The sequence below is a fragment of the Candidatus Thiodiazotropha sp. AKAK3 genome (assembly GCF_058244645.1).
This window is the reverse complement of the sequence record NZ_JBSYOQ010000006.1, coordinates 25,466-40,968: the sequence shown is the minus strand read 5'-3', so window position 1 is coordinate 40,968 and position 15,503 is coordinate 25,466. Positions and strand designations below refer to the sequence as shown.

The following is a 15,503-nucleotide window of genomic DNA, read 5'->3' as shown; positions in this document are numbered from 1 at the left end:
ACCCTATTTTCTCCAACAATCAGCAAGATAAATATGAACGATCAATGCGGTTTTATCTTTCAACCAGATGAAACGCTTCGCGTACACCCTCTCCCCAACCCCTCTCCCGTAAAGGGAGAGGGGCTTTCAGAGTTGTTCTGAGGAGATTAAAAGTTAATGGGACTGCAGTGAGTGAAAATGTTTAATATTGACGCCACTCTTATGATGGTCCATTATTAAAAGTTATGACTCTGCAAAGACACAGAATCAGCGTACTGCTCTTAGCGCTACTACTGCTGCAGGCCCCCATAGTGATGGCCTGGTCTCATGGTTGTGGTACAACTAATGATCAAGTGATGAACCAGATGAGCGAGCAGATACATACACATTGTCATGAAGTTGAATCTGCAATTGAGTTGGCTGACTGCGAAAACATGAACTGTGTCTTCTGTGGATTTACCGTGCAGTTCGATCTTCCTGCAGTCACACTTACTGTCTCCCACGTCCTTTATATTGCTGAGCCGAGCTTCCCTGCGCCTCCACGGTCAGAACAGCCAGTTGAGCTACGCCCCCCTATAGTCTCCTACTTCGTATAAGCCCTACTCGTTTTTTTCGGTCTTTACCTGACCGAATCTTTCTATATGGGAGACGTTCCATGTTGTCTCTGTTTCCATGGAGATGTAACCGCATGCTGGATTTGCAGTTACTGATGGTTGCGCTATTCGCAGTTACTCATCTCTATGCAGATGAAAATGCTCAGCATGCTGCATTTACAGATCTACTGACTCGATTGCAGCACCACCCAGCCCTGTTTGTTTCTTCATCAGAACAACAGCAATGGCTGGCCAGTGCCGATGCTGCATTGTCTCTGCCAAACCCTAATTTCACATTTGGATTCAATAATTTACCTGTTAATGAGCCGACCAGCTTTGATCGCTATTTACCCAGTAGCCGTAGCCTGGAGTTCAAACAGTCAATTCCCAGTCTTAAAGGCAGAGAGGCGCTTCGCAGCACTCATCTCGCTCGTAGCACTCTGGCTCAAATAGAGCGTCAGATGGTGATGGCAGAGCTTCGTAAACGGCTGATCACGGCGCTTGCACAACAACGCAGGATCAGCCACTCAAAAGCAGCCCTGGATCAGCAGCTGTCACTATTGTCCGAGCTTGAGCGGTGGCTGAAAGGAGAGATGGCGGGTGGTGGGGCGGTCTACAGCCGCTTCGATGAACTGGATGTTCAGAAGAGCAAGATCGAAGAGAAAAAACTGACTCTGATCGGTGAGGCTGGACGATGGGGATCAGAACTTCGATCACTGGTGGATAGAGTGCCATCGACAGTAACCCTACCGCAGATCCAGCCAGGCAGGTGGTCAGGTAATCCAGATGATCTGATCAAAGTCAGGATTGCGATAGCCAAGCTGGCTGTCGCTCAGTCACAGGTAGAGGAGCGTCGTTCTGCATTCAACCCCGACTACGCCTTCAGTGCTGCCTGGCAACAAAGAGAATCGGGAGAGAGCTTCGACGGAGATGACTGGTTCACCCTGAAGTTCACTGCCAGCCTACCACTTTGGTCATCGACCAATCAGACGCCAAAACTGAAAGCAGCAGAAGCCAGAGTCACCATGGTATTGGCCCAACAGGATCGACAGTTACGCCTTGCCAGGAGTGACTACGAAACTGCATTAGCAGACTACAACACTGCAGTGGAACTGAGACATGCTATGCGGGAGAGGCAGAGTCGACTGCAAGCGTTGGAGGCTGCAAACCGACGTCGCTATGAAGCGGGAGATATCGACCTGGAATCGGTGATACGTCCGGCAATGCAGCTTGCAGAACTCGATCTGGATCTAGCCGGCGCAGAGACCAAACAGACCATAGCTGCCGCACGGATCAATGCCTTGCTTGTGGAGGAGATGTTATGAAATCAAGTCTATCGGTCAAGCAGATCGCTACGATTTTTCTATTGCTGTTTTTTACTCTGGCTCAGTCGCAGGAGAAGTCACAGCAATATACCTGCCCTATGCATCCACACTATATCGCTGAAGAGATGGGTAGCTGTCCAATCTGCGGTATGGATCTTGTGCAGCTGCAGAGTGGCCCGGTTCTGGATGAGGGTGGGGATCAGCCCAACGGACGGGCTGTGGTCACCATTTCACCGGAGACGATCCAGAATATGGGGGTACGCTATAGCCACGCAGAGATGACCAGGTTTGGTAGCCGCATAAGAGCCTATGGGGTGGTGGCGGAGAATGAACGTCTACGCAGTGAGGTCTCCAGCCGGGTACCCGGTTGGGTTGAGACCCTCGGCGTTACAGCAGTGGGTGATAAGGTAAAGCGAGGCGATCTTCTATATCGTCTTTTCAGTCCAGATCTGGTTACTGCACAACAAGACTATCTCAGTGCTCTGGAGAGAAACAGTGAGCAACGCATAGCTTCCGCTGCTATCCGACTGGAGGCACTTGGTGTCTCCCAGAGCTTTATACAAAGGCTGCGCAAGCAACGAAAGTTGGTGGAACGGGTTCCTTTTTACGCTTCAACCGGTGGCACCCTGAGTGATCTCAATGTCAGAGAGGGAGCCTATGTACGGCCCGGAGACACACTCGCAGTTGTGCAGGACTACTCAACGGTCTGGATTAATGCTGCGATAGCGGAGAAAGACCTGGCAAAAGTGACATTCGATACACCGGTAGAGGTGATTCTTCCCAATCTTCCAGGCAGGGTGATCGAGAGTCGTATTGACTATATCCACCCTACAGTAGACTCCAATAGCCGTACCGGCACAGTCAGGTTAGCGATGTCCAACGAAGATGGTCAACTTCGGCCTGGCGCTTATGCCGATGTGCTGTTCGAGGTTGGCATGGATCAGCGGCTAGCCATAGCCGATAGTGCTCTGCTAATCGGAGAGGATGGATCCTATCTGGTGGTGTCTCTTGGGGAGGGCAGGTTTCAGCCGCGCAGAGTCAGTACAGGATTGAGCAACGGGGGCTTCACAGAGCTGGTGGAGGGGGTCGACAGCAGTGACCTGATCGTGGTTTCCGGTCAGTTTCTCATCGACTCCGAGAGTTCCTTGCGTGAATCCTTCCAGAAGCTTCAACGCCTGAAACTGACTTTGGATGGATTACCTTTGAGCCAGAATCAGTTGGCAATGGTGGACCATCTTATCGATGCGGCCCTCTATCTCCACGAGGCGCAGGTGGATGGTTACGATGTAACTGCAGATCAACTGCAACCAGCACGGGAGATTCGTGACCTGCTATGGGCCGAATTTGGTGATACCCGACTGGGACCGATCCTGGATGGTGCATCCAGAGCAATTGAAGAGGCACAGCAATCTCGCTCTGAGAGCGCTCTACTTGAAGCACTGAATAGACTGGTCAGCGAACTACAACCCTGGGTGGTAAGCGGGCGAAAAGAGCACTATCAGAAGCTGGGGGTTCAACTCTATCGCAATGAATCGGATGATCGACTCTGGTTGCAGATGGCTGGGCAGCCGTTAAATCCCTATGGTCAGTCTGCGGGAGAACTACTGCAGTGATGCCGCGCAACCTACTACAGGCCATTCCTCATGCATGACCACAAAGATATCGCAGGAAAGGATCCATCACGATCCTTCGTCGCCCACGTGATCGACTGGTCGGTACAAAATCAACTGATCGTTCTTATTTTTACCGCTGCCCTGGCTGTTGCAGGCCTACTGGCACTGGAACGAACCCCGCTGGATGCAATACCCGACCTGTCGGACACCCAGGTGATTATCCGTACAGATTTTGCCGGTCAAGCACCGCAAATCGTCGAGGATCTGGTGACCTACCCACTCTCCGCCACACTGCTGGGGTTACCGAAAACTGAAGCGGTACGGGGCTTTTCCATGTTTGGCACCAGTTTTGTGTATGTCATTTTTAAGGATGGCGTAGATGACTACTGGGCCAGAAGCCGGGTTGCTGAAGCCTTGGCGACGGTACAGAAAGATCTACCACAAAGCGCCACGCCACGACTTGGCCCTGATGCTACAGGGGTGGGGTGGGTCTACCAATATGCATTGCTCGATCGTAGTGGCAAACACGATCTGGCTGACCTCAGGGCAATGCAGGATTGGTTTCTACGCTTCGAACTTGCCACCGTACCGGGGGTTTCAGAGGTGGCTTCAGTTGGGGGATTTGTGCGGGAGTACCAAGTGCTGATCGACCCGAATCGCTTGCGTGCCTTTGATATTCCTCTGATACGGGTACGGGAGGCAGTAAAAGCAGCCAGTATGGAAGTGGGTGGCCGGGTGCTGGAACGGGCCGAGACCGAACTGATGATTCGATCCCGTGGCTACATTACCTCTTTGCAGGATCTACAGCAGGTTGTAGTGCAGGCAAGAAACGGCACTCCGGTTCTGCTGACCGATGTGGCGCGGGTGATCGAGGGGCCAGAGTTACGCCGCGGCGTCGTCGAGCTGAATGGTGAAGGTGAAGTAGTCGGCGGTATCGTGGTGATGCGTTCTGGTGAGAACGCTTTGAATGTCATCGAGGCCGTGGAGAAGAAACTCGAGACCCTGCAACAAGGCCTGCCCGAAGGGGTGGAGATCCGCACTGTCTATGATCGGGCTCCCCTGATCCGGGGAGCGGTGAATTATCTCAACCACAAGCTCCTGGAAGAGGGCCTTGTGGTAGCCCTGGTCTGCCTCATTTTTCTGCTTCATGTACGCTCCGCATTTGTCGCCATCGTCACCCTGCCTCTGGGTGTTCTGGGTGCTTTTACAATCATGGCAGCGCAGGGAATCACAGCCAACATTATGTCCCTGGGAGGCATTGCCATCGCAATCGGTGCAATGGTGGACGCCTCCATAGTAATGGTCGAGAACGCCCATCGTAAACTGAGCGACATGCCTGATTCAGTAGGGAGCAAGGCCCGCAATGCAGCACTGCTTCAGTCTGCAAAAGAGGTAGGTCCCGGACTCTTTTTCAGTCTGTTGATCATTACCGTCTCTTTCCTGCCGGTGTTTGCGCTTACCGGTGAGAGTTATCGACTCTTCTCACCCTTGGCCTATACCAAAACCTACGCCATGGGCTTCGCCTCCATTCTCTCGGTAACCCTAGTGCCTATCCTGATGCTTTGGTTGATTCGGGGTAGAATACACCGGGAAGAGGTAAATCCGCTCAACCGTTTTTTCGTCGCATTCTATAAGCCTATTCTGCGCTTCTCCATGAAGCAGCGCTGGATCACCCTGCTGATGGCAGCTATTGGTATCGGTAGTCTCTGGTATCCATACACTAAGCTGGGTACCGAGTTCATGCCTGCTCTATACGAGGGTGAGTTGCTCTATATGCCCACTACCCTCCCCGGCGTCTCCATCAGCAAGGCAAAAGAGATTCTGGCTCAGACCAACCGACTGATCCTCACAATACCTGAAGTGGATCAGGTGTTTGGCAAAGTTGGTCGCGCAGATACTGCAACCGACCCTGCGCCAATCTCAATGATCGAAAGCTGGATACGACTTAAACCCAGAGAGCAGTGGCGACAAGGTATGAACATTGACGACCTGACAGATACGCTGGATGAACGGGTGAAGTTCCCTGGGCTGGTCAATAGTTGGGGTTATCCCATCAAGATACGTATGGACATGATCTCAACCGGTATACGTACACCAGTGGGGATAAAAATTTCAGGCCCTAATCTGGATGAAATCGGTCGAATCGCCCTCGATGTGGAGGGGGTAGTGAAGGAGGTAGAGGGTACCCGCAGCGCCTTTGCCGACCGGGTGACTGGTGGCAAATATCTGGAGATCATCCCCAATCGGAATGAACTCGCCAGGCGCAATATCGACCTTGGCGTATTTCAATCGATCATACAGACCGCACTGGGTGGGATGAAGGTTGCAGAGAGTGTTCAGGGACGTGAGCGTTATAACATCATGCTTCGATATGACCGACCCTTCCGGGAATCGATGCACCAACTTACCGATATTCTGGTGCCAACACCAGGCGGCATGCATATCCCCCTGGGTGAAGTGGCAACAGTTGAATACGCACCTGGACCACCAATGATTAAATCAGAAGATGCACGGCTGACCGGTTGGGTATTTGTCGATATCGACGGCCGGGACATTGGTGGGTATGTGGACGAAGCGCGCCTGCGTGTTGCTGATCAAGTAGCACTTCCACCCGGTTATGCCACTACCTGGTCCGGCCAATATGAGCAGATACTGGAGGCTCGGACGCGACTTAAAATCGCCATTCCTGCTGCTGCAGCAATTATCCTGGTACTGCTGATGATTCACTTCGGACGTAGTGATCGCACGGTAATGGTGATGACTGCACTGCCCTTCGGATTGGTTGGTGGTCTCTGGGCTGTCTATTTTGCCGGTTACAACCTCTCTGTTGCAGTTGCAGTGGGCTTTATCGCATTAGGTGGTATTGCTGTTGAGACTGCAGTTGTGATGTTGATCTATATCGATCAGCAGGTAAGGAACCTGCCACCGGTCGATCACAAAACCCTATTTTCAGCCATCATGGCTGGGGCAGTACTGCGTGTACGTCCAAAACTGATGACTGTTTCGGTAATCATTGCAGGCCTTCTTCCAATCTTCTTTACTGAAGGCCCCGGATCAGATGTCATGCGGCGCATTGCCCTGCCTATGGTGGGCGGCATGTTAAGTACAACAGTAATGACCCTGATTGTGATTCCAGTCATCTATCTGATCTGGGAGTCTCGCCACCTACCAGCTACAGCCCCCACTTCCAAAGCGGATGCTATTGCATCGAAACAAACCTAAGAGGTATTAATATGAAAAAGCCAATTGGACTCTATTTTTTCCTGATCACAACAACTCTGATCAACACAACTCTAATTGCAGCCAACCATGAGGGTCATGCTGCGCATGACCATTCAATGATGAGCAGCGATGCCAGTCAGGTCATGGGTATGGGTGTCATTCATCAGGTTAATGTTGAGAAAAAAACAGTAAATCTTACCCATCAACCAATACCGTCTCTCAACTGGCCAGCAATGACCATGGATCTAGCGGTGACCAAGCGTGTCGATCTATCTGCATTCAAGGCAGGGGATCAAGTGCACTTCACATTGAAAAAAGGTCGGGACAAACAGTTCAGGATCTCAACAATGAAAGTCGCTGAGTAGTTTCAGTATAACTTAATCAGTGGTCTATAACGGCCACTTAAGCTCACCGAATCCGTATGGACAAGGATGTAGATAATGATAGTTATTAAATTACTGCTGCCCCATTACTTTAACTATTACGGTTGTAACTGATTCATTGCTGTTGGTTTCTATTGTTGATTGAGAATAGAGACATGAAAAAGCAGAGGGTGACGGCTAGAAAAAACTTACAAGTCATCAGTATCTTAAATAGGTGGAGAGAGAAACTCCCCTCTCCCGTAAAGGGAGAGGGGCTTTCAGAGTTGTTCTGAGAAGATTGAAAGCACCCTTCCGAACTCCACATAAGAGCTCTCTATAGTCACACCTTTGCGCTCAAACTCTTCCTTATATTCTGCACTTCTTGATATCCGATGCCCACTCAATAGAACATTTGGATTACATTACTCATGTGTTTTCATAGTTGTCTTGACGTAAAGAAGAAATTAGTTATTTTTATTCTTTAAGCCTTTCAACCAGATTCCACTCAATAGCCAACCATACGCCCAGGTGCCGATTAAAATAAGCACAAATACTATTATTATATCCCGCGGTGAACCGTTGAGTGAAAACTCTGGAACATAACCAAAAAGAAACGGCCCCAAGTAGAGAAACTTTGCGAATTTGAATGAAGCAAAAGCGGTTCGCCACATATTGGCTTTGGCAATTGTAGCACCAGCAAAAGCAGCTATACAGACTGGAGGTGTGATATTTGAATCCTGTGAAAGCCAATAGACGATCATGTGGGCTGCGATCTCGTTCACACCAAGATGTGTCAACGCCGGCACTGCAACAACCGCGGTTATCAGATAGGCCGCCGTTACTGGCACCCCCATACCAAGCACCAAAGAGGCCAGCGCAATTAACAGGATAGTCAGAAAGAGTCGCCCATCAGCCAACTCAATCACGATATCGGCAAAGGTCAATACCAGCCCGCTGTATGTGAGCACACCAATAATGATTCCAATTACACCCACAGTAGCACCGATTTTCAAACTGTTCTCGGCACCCTTGCGCGAGGCTTCAATAAAGCCTTTTACATCGATCCGCGTTTCCTTACGGAACCAGCTGACGATGATGCAGGTACCTATGCCAACAATGGCCGAATACCCTGGTGAGTAACCCCTCAACATCAATATAGTAATCAACACCAGCGGTAGAATATAGAACCACTCCCGCTTGAGGATCTCTGTCGCCCTAACCTCAGACCGTTGACCAACAATATGATATCGCTTGGCTTCATAGTGCACCATTACAAACACACTGAAGAAGTACATCACAGCGGGAAACAGTGCAACCAGCATGATATGGGAATAGGCCACTCCGGTCAGCTCTGCCATAATAAAGCCACCTGCCCCCATGATCGGTGGCATAAACATGCCACCGATGGAGGCTGCCGGTTCTATCCCTCCCGCCACGTGGGGCCTGAAACCCGCCTTCTTCATCATCGGAATAGTAAACGAGCCCGTCGATACCGTGTTGGCGATGGCGCTGCCTGATATAGACCCGAACAGACCACTGGCAATTACAGCAACCTTTGCCGGACCACCAATCTTGTGGCCCACTGCTGCCAGGGGAAAGTCGATGAAGAAACGTTGCGCCCCACTACGCTCTAGAAAGGCGCCAAACAGAACAAACAACAAGATATAGGTGGCAAGGACATTCGCCATGATACCGAAGACACCATCACTCTTGTAGAAAATGCTGGTGCATAGGTCAGGGAAAGTATCGCCAGCATGTGAGATAAGTTCCGGTGCGTAATCACCATACACACCGTAGAGCAACATAACACAACCGATGATGACAAAAACAACACCAACCACCCGGCGGGCTAATTCAATCCCTAGCAAAACCCCAACCATGGCAAATACTTTATCTATTTCGGTCTCAGCACCAGCCCGATAGTTGATATCCTGAAAGTTCAGCATCCAGTAACCGATTGAGGCGACTGACGCAAGAATCAGAACGTAATCCATTACACGTCCGAAGGTGTTTTTTGAGCGGTAGATCAAGAATACCAATACATAGGTTATGATGATGTAAATGCCGCGGTGATACTGGGTTGCAGCCGGCTCCACCACTGCGGAATATGAATAGAAGAGAACCAACACCAGTGCCAACAGATCGAAAAGCCACTTCTCTATTCTGTGTAATTTCTCGTAGAGCATGTTTCGAGTCCAGCTGGCGGAGGCTACGGGAGAATAACAATCTATCCTCCCGCACCGTTGACGCTATAGCACGCCCTTCTCTTTCCAGAACTTGACCGCACCAGGATGCATTGGTGTAACTATTCCCTTCGGGCCATCCTCGATTTTCATCTCTTTGAATGTCTTCTTCTGGGATCGCATATGAGCCAGTCCCTGCTCGGTGTAGATCATAGATAGTAGATCGTAGACTACTTCGTCAGATAGATTGGCATTGGCAACCCATAGAGCGGAATCTTGAAATGAAGGTGTATCATAATCGACACCTCGATAGGTTTCCGAGGGGATTGTCAGTGTTGAAAAGTAGGGATATTTTTCATAAAAGCCGCTTGTCAGCGCATCCTGCCCTACATTTACCAGATCTATGTCATTGGTTTGGGCTGCCATGATTACAGCACCACTGGGGAAGGCGGTAAAAAGCCAGAAGGCATCAAGCTGATTATTGCCGAATGCTGCAGCTGCATCGTTATAACCAAGAGCATTCTGCTCAATCTTGTCCCAAACCCCCATATGAGTAAAGAATAGTTCGCAGTTTGCATATGCACCCGAACCAGCATTACCAACACCCACCTTCCTGCCAACAAGATCACTGACGCTTTTTATGCCGGAGCCCTTGCGGATTACCAATTGTGCAGGTGCACCATACAGATAGGCGACTGCCAGTACGTTCTCATACTTTTTGGTATCTTTTTTAAGCTGACCATTCCGACCCAGATAGACATGACCTGAATAGACAACACCAAAGTCTGCCTTACCCCTGTCGACTTTACGCAGATTCTCTATAGAGCCGGCTGAAGATTGCGCTTTGACCTTGAACGCCTTGTTTTTCTTCACCGGCCCGTAGACCTGAATTGCATTGGCAACCACCTGGAAGGTGCCACCAGCTGGTCCACCACTGAAGACAATTCTCTTGGCTGCGAACGATGATATTGGAAAAAACAGGGCCACGCTGAGCACAGCCGCTGTACTGATAAGAAATGATCTCCGGTGCATTCTCATTACTATCTCTCCTATAACTGCTATGACCGATAGTTTTTATACGCTCCGATAAGTGAATCTCCTGTTTTTCTCAACGAGCACTGCTCGATTTCGGAATTGAATTTTTCCTGGCATTAAATAACGAAATACCGGGGCCTTATCCTTAGATTTAGATCAGTAATGATTGAAATAGAAGAACTTTTAGATCTGAGAGGCGTTTTTCAATGATGTATGTCAAGCAAATGTATTGATTGTTTAAACTCAATCACCACATATGGTACAGATTCTATATTTAGCACATGGTCCACTAGCCCCTCACCAGCCATTCGAGTAGCATAGTCCATGCTGTCGGGAAAACGGTCCACTATACAAAAGCACTGAACCACGATTCCAGCTGAACCCGGCAGGCTAACAAAGTGAAGCTATAATTTCGTGTTTCCTCTAGAATTGCCACATGAAATTTACGACTATTTATTACATTATTCTGGCCATTGCGCTCTTTTTTCCCATGCTTACCTATGCCGAAGAGAAGCCACTTTGGGAGGCTGGGATAGGCGTAGGCGCAATGAGCTTCCCTGCCTACCGTGGTTCAGACAAGGTACACAACTTCCTGCTTCCTGTACCCTACTTTGTCTATCATGGTGACTTTTTTAAAGCTGACCGCCATGGCATTCGAGGCAGTCTGTTTGAATCAAAGGTAGTGGACTTGACCCTTAGTTTCTCGGCCTCTCCCCCTACCAACAGTGATGATATAGATGCACGGGAGGGTATGCCGGACCTCAAGACAACTTTTGAGTTCGGTCCTCAGGTCGACATCAAGCTCTGGCAGAATGAGGCTAGCACACGCAGTCTCAAACTACGCTTGCCTGCCCGCGCCGCACTCACTGTCGAACGCTCTCCAGAATCGGTTGGCTGGGTATTCTCCCCGAAATTGAACCTCGACATCACAGACCTACCCGCCATGCCAGGCTGGAATTTTGGTGTGATCGCAGGCCCTATCTATGGATCTGAAAGACAGCACGAATACTTTTATGGTGTTGCACCTGAGTATGCCACAAGCAGTCGACCTGCCTATGAGGTAGATGGCGGCTACAGCGGAAGCCAGTTTCTGATGTCACTATCCAAACGATATGACAGATTTTGGGTTGGTGCTTTCCTACGTTACGACACTCTGAGCAATGCCGTCTTCGAGGATAGCCCGCTGATAACTGATGACAGCTTTTTAGCTGCTGGTATTGCAATCAGCTGGATTATTAGTGAATCCAAAACAAGGGTTAATGTTATTGATTAGTCTATAACCACCCATGATTCTGCTTTTGAGGTATTAAGAGAAGTTTCTATTTCGCAAGTTAACTCGATCAAATACCACAAGATATACCGAGTTGAAAAGAATCCCGGTCAGATCAATATTTGTAATACAAATGACCATGACCGGTGAATGCCATGAATCCAACTATTCCGCTAGCGCTCGTAGCAGCAATTGCATCCTGGACATTTCTGGGAATGACATTTTCAAATCTACTATCAGGATACTTTGAAACGCGTACATGCCTATCCGAGTGCGTTAGGAACTACTACTTCGCTGCACTAGCACTTGGTCTTGTAGGTTTAAGTTTATCTACTCTTGCGATTATACGGTCAGATTTCTCAGTTTTTCTAATACTTATTTTGTTGCTTAGCGCAATACCCTTTGCTATTACTAGCTCTATCTTTATTATTGGTAATTTAGAAGTTATTTTACACTAAGTATAGTCTTTTTATTTTGTAGGACAGAGAGGACACACCGCCTAAGGATAAAATGGAATTCAATAACTTAGGAGAAATATTGATAGTGCAAACTCACACAAAACCTACTCCAGCAGGATTGACCTTCATACTATTTTTAATAATACTGCTTATCACAGTATCAGCAAAAGCAGACAAACATAGTGAGCAGGATTATCCGTGGAATGAGTACAAGAGGGAGAATGGGTTAGTCGGATATGAACGAAATGTTATCAACTCAAAGTATATAGAATCACGTGCTGAAGTAGTTATTGAAAGCCCAGTGGAAGTGATATATCAAGTATTGAAGGATGTTGATTCATATCCAAAATGGATGCATGAATGTAAGCAAGCCACTCTATTGAACGAGCAAGGCTCATCCATGGTTTTATACCTTGCTCAAGGCGCACCCTTTAACAGTCGTGATCGTGATGTAGTATTAGAAGCTACAACAAAAGAAAATTTGAGCAACAGAGAATATACCATTAAATTTCAAAAAGCTGCCTCTAACTCACTCCATCACCCGCTGGATATTAAGAGAGATAATCGTCTATGGATGAATAAATTCAGAGGTAGCTGGAATCTACGTATGGTTGATCGCGATAATACAAAAGTAACCTTTACTCTCTTTTCAGACCCTGGGGGCTTTGCTCCCGGTTTCATCACAAATAGTGTGACAAGAAAAGCCTCTTTTCTATCCCTGAAAGGTATGATAGCCATGGTTCGAGAGGACAAGTACTCTATTGAGGCAACGAGAAGTGAAATGAAGAAGAGGATTGAGGCTGCTTTAGAACAAGAGAACCTTCTATTTTATAATTCATATTAAATAACTCAGCTAGAAGAGTAATCACTAAATGAATCATTCAGATAACCCTATCCGCCTATAATAGTCATTTATAATAAATCTAATCTATTTTTAGACACAAATATCCCGAGCAGCTCGGGATATTTGTTTATCTTAACATTAGTCGTAACACTCATAGTTTCGATATTTTCCGAAAGTACGATGTGAATGGTAACAGTGCTTGCGACGCATTTTCTTTCTCATTTTATCTCTCAATGTATCCATACGTCCCTCATCGTAGCCATCATTATAACCATGGCGATCACCTTTTTTGCTTCCTTTACGATAACCATTTTCATAACCTACTTTGTATCCACGAATATAATCTCGTTCTGAAAATGATTGATCTTTGTGCATACTTCGATAGGTGTTCGATCCATCTCTATACCCTTCACGATAACTACGTTTGTATGCTTTGACATAGCCGTCCTCCAAGCCATCACCATATCCAGCTTGATATCCTTGATCATAGGCATTGCTCTTTGCAGAAGCTGAACCGGCAAATAAAAGAAGAACAAATAATACTAAGGTGATAGGGGCAGAATGTTTCATCATAGACTCCGTTTTTCTAGGTTGTATGGCAATAATACTTACACCTAGATGAACGAAACCTGAACCAGAAATGAAGAATATAATTCTCTCATCGTTGAGATTAATAATAAGTAGTAGTAGAGCCCTTATATTTAACCTTATTCAATATGCTTTACACCACCACTCAGAGACACTTGAGGGAAAGGTATTTCCCACCCGTTTTCACTGCAAGCATCAACGCACCAACGCTGAATTGCACGTCTCAGGCGATTGTATAGATCTCCCAACTCTCCACTGAAATCTGCGATTACCACCAGATCAAGTGAGGAGCTGTTAGCTGCCGCAAACTCTACACGCAGGTTTAAAAGATGCTCACCATATCCCTCCTCTTCTACACATTTTTGTATATGTTTTTCAAGAGCTTGGGGTATTACTGACGTACTCTGTTGTTGTAAATTGTAACTTATCCCTATAATCTCTTTGAGGCGGAAATTTTTTGACAAATTTCTTGGCGAACCTGACAGAAAATCAGACATTTGATAAGTAACTTGTGCCCCACCCCGTTCAATAAGGCGAACCATTTCGTGGGAAATTCCTGATACCTTACCTCGAACGCCACTACTGAGTAGAACCCAATCATTTTTTCTGCATGGAAACCAAGGTTCATCTGGGTGACCAGGCCTCGACTTCAACCCAACCAGATTATCGATAGGTACGCGCTGCCTGATGCCTGCTGTCGGGTTTATCAATGTCGAATAGACATTGATCTGTTCAACCAGCCAAGGTATGCCCTCCATCTCTATTCGCTCACCCTCTCGAACTGAACCTATATTGAGAAAAAGCTGAACCTGATACCAATATCTCGGAACAGCTTGTCTGAGTGTCCAAGCCAAACCTAATAACAGAAGTATACTTAAACTGAATAATACCCAGTCTTCAACCAGGTAGAAGACAATCATCGGACCAAGGATAACCAGCAGGATAGTCACAAACCGATGCACGAGTTCCAGCATTCGAATTCTAAAGCTACGGTGTTTTTTTCGAAAACCTGGGATATAACGCTGCATGGTATTATAGCTGAGACGAGACAGTAACATGATAGCAATTACCGTTAGCAACGCCTCTGTCAAATAGAGACCACGTTTTTGAAAAAAAGATTTAAGGTAACTTTGGGATGCCTCAGTAATCGAGGCCTCTGAAGCCAGCAATTTATCAAGTTGGAATTGTGCCGACTGCAATTCACTTTTCATAAAAGCCTGTTTTTTCTTCCACCTCTCTGCTATTTGTTCAAGTGCAGATTTCAGATTCTTTGATTCGCTTTGTTGTTGCAATTCATTAATATTGTGAAGCGCTGTGTCTACGACTTCCAGCCTCTCAGAATAGTATCCAATTTTCTCTTTCAGATCTGATTTCTGACGAATACGTACTGTCATCTCCTTCATTTCATCAAGCGCTGGTTTCAGTAGTGCAAAAAGCTCCTCCTGTATGTTGAATTTGATATCTTCCTGTTCTCGAAGAGTACTTAGATCAACACCAGCTGCGATATTTTCAAGATTTGCGCCTGTTGTCTTGAGGTCATTTTCTAGTTTTTCCAACTCTTTGAGCAATCGTTTCTTATCTGCATCAGAATTCGATGAGGCATTGACCTCCTTACTGAGACTTGTAATATCACTCTTGAGATTAGCCTGTAGTTTTACAAGATCCCTAAGTGTTGTAAGAGTAGCCTTCTCTCCACTATCTTCTGTAAGCGGCTCTACAGCACTATCTTCAGCAAATGACTGTGTAGTGAGTAGCATCACGGCAGTCAGCAGATAAGGCAGATGGAATTGTCGTTTCAGTAAGATTATATTTTTCATAGTTAATTCTATTCTAATTGGACATAAATAGTATATGTGTAATACAAAGCGACTTTCCACTGACACATACCCCACCCTGGATGAAGTTATTGCTACACTACCAAAACCAACCACTATAACACTCAATATAGCTAAAACCGACATTCTAGAGTGGCACTTTGCACTATATACAAGTCACTGTATAACAGGCATTTATTAGATCGATTACTTCGTA

11 protein-coding genes are annotated in these 15,503 nt (G+C 47.1%); 7 read left to right on the top strand and 4 right to left on the bottom strand.

The genetic code is table 11. The annotated features are described in order from the left end of the window. Positions 1-224: 224 nt before the first annotated feature. The 5 genes from AC4IE7_RS00660 to AC4IE7_RS00640 all read left to right on the top strand — a co-directional run bounded on the left by AC4IE7_RS00660 (position 225) and on the right by AC4IE7_RS00640 (position 7,097). The gene (locus AC4IE7_RS00660; protein ID WP_490774870.1) at positions 225-575 is read left to right on the top strand and encodes a hypothetical protein; all 351 of its coding nucleotides are present in this window, start codon (positions 225-227) and stop codon (positions 573-575) included. A gap of 92 nt (positions 576-667) precedes the next feature. Beyond that, positions 668-1,897 carry a TolC family protein gene (locus AC4IE7_RS00655; protein WP_490774869.1) on the top strand — a complete coding sequence of 410 codons (1,230 nt, stop codon included), beginning with the start codon at positions 668-670 and terminating at the stop codon, positions 1,895-1,897. Continuing rightward, the gene (locus tag AC4IE7_RS00650) at positions 1,894-3,510 is read left to right on the top strand and encodes an efflux RND transporter periplasmic adaptor subunit (protein ID WP_490774868.1); all 1,617 of its coding nucleotides are present in this window, start codon (positions 1,894-1,896) and stop codon (positions 3,508-3,510) included. The genes AC4IE7_RS00655 and AC4IE7_RS00650 overlap by 4 nt, the downstream gene beginning before the upstream one ends. 30 nt (positions 3,511-3,540) lie before the next feature. Beyond that, positions 3,541-6,732: an efflux RND transporter permease subunit gene (locus AC4IE7_RS00645; protein WP_490774867.1), complete on the top strand. Its 3,192-nt coding sequence runs from the start codon at positions 3,541-3,543 to the stop codon at positions 6,730-6,732. Positions 6,733-6,743: 11 nt separating this feature from the next. Continuing rightward, a complete protein-coding gene (locus tag AC4IE7_RS00640) occupies positions 6,744-7,097 on the top strand; it encodes a copper-binding protein (RefSeq protein ID WP_490774866.1) in 354 nt (117 codons plus the stop codon). Between the two features lie 461 nt (positions 7,098-7,558). Here the strand turns inward: AC4IE7_RS00640 and AC4IE7_RS00635 are convergent, their stop codons facing one another. Next, positions 7,559-9,280, bottom strand: coding sequence for a TRAP transporter permease (locus AC4IE7_RS00635; protein ID WP_490774865.1), 1,722 nt, complete (start codon positions 9,278-9,280; stop codon positions 7,559-7,561). Between the two features lie 63 nt (positions 9,281-9,343). After that, positions 9,344-10,315: a TAXI family TRAP transporter solute-binding subunit gene (locus tag AC4IE7_RS00630; RefSeq protein WP_490774864.1), complete on the bottom strand. Its 972-nt coding sequence runs from the start codon at positions 10,313-10,315 to the stop codon at positions 9,344-9,346. Positions 10,316-10,748: 433 nt separating this feature from the next. Here AC4IE7_RS00630 and AC4IE7_RS00625 point away from each other — a divergent pair, with 433 nt between their 5' ends. Next, on the top strand, positions 10,749-11,585 hold the full coding sequence (locus AC4IE7_RS00625; protein ID WP_490774863.1) for a MipA/OmpV family protein: 837 nt from the start codon (positions 10,749-10,751) through the stop codon (positions 11,583-11,585). A gap of 507 nt (positions 11,586-12,092) precedes the next feature. Then, the gene (locus AC4IE7_RS00620) at positions 12,093-12,884 is read left to right on the top strand and encodes an SRPBCC family protein (RefSeq protein WP_490774862.1); all 792 of its coding nucleotides are present in this window, start codon (positions 12,093-12,095) and stop codon (positions 12,882-12,884) included. Between the two features lie 138 nt (positions 12,885-13,022). Here the strand turns inward: AC4IE7_RS00620 and AC4IE7_RS00615 are convergent, their stop codons facing one another. Further along, entirely contained in the window at positions 13,023-13,454 is a 432-nt protein-coding gene (locus tag AC4IE7_RS00615; RefSeq protein ID WP_490774861.1) for a hypothetical protein, read from the bottom strand. Between the two features lie 137 nt (positions 13,455-13,591). After that, positions 13,592-15,289: a hypothetical protein gene (locus tag AC4IE7_RS00610; protein WP_490774860.1), complete on the bottom strand. Its 1,698-nt coding sequence runs from the start codon at positions 15,287-15,289 to the stop codon at positions 13,592-13,594. Positions 15,290-15,503: the final 214 nt, after the last annotated feature.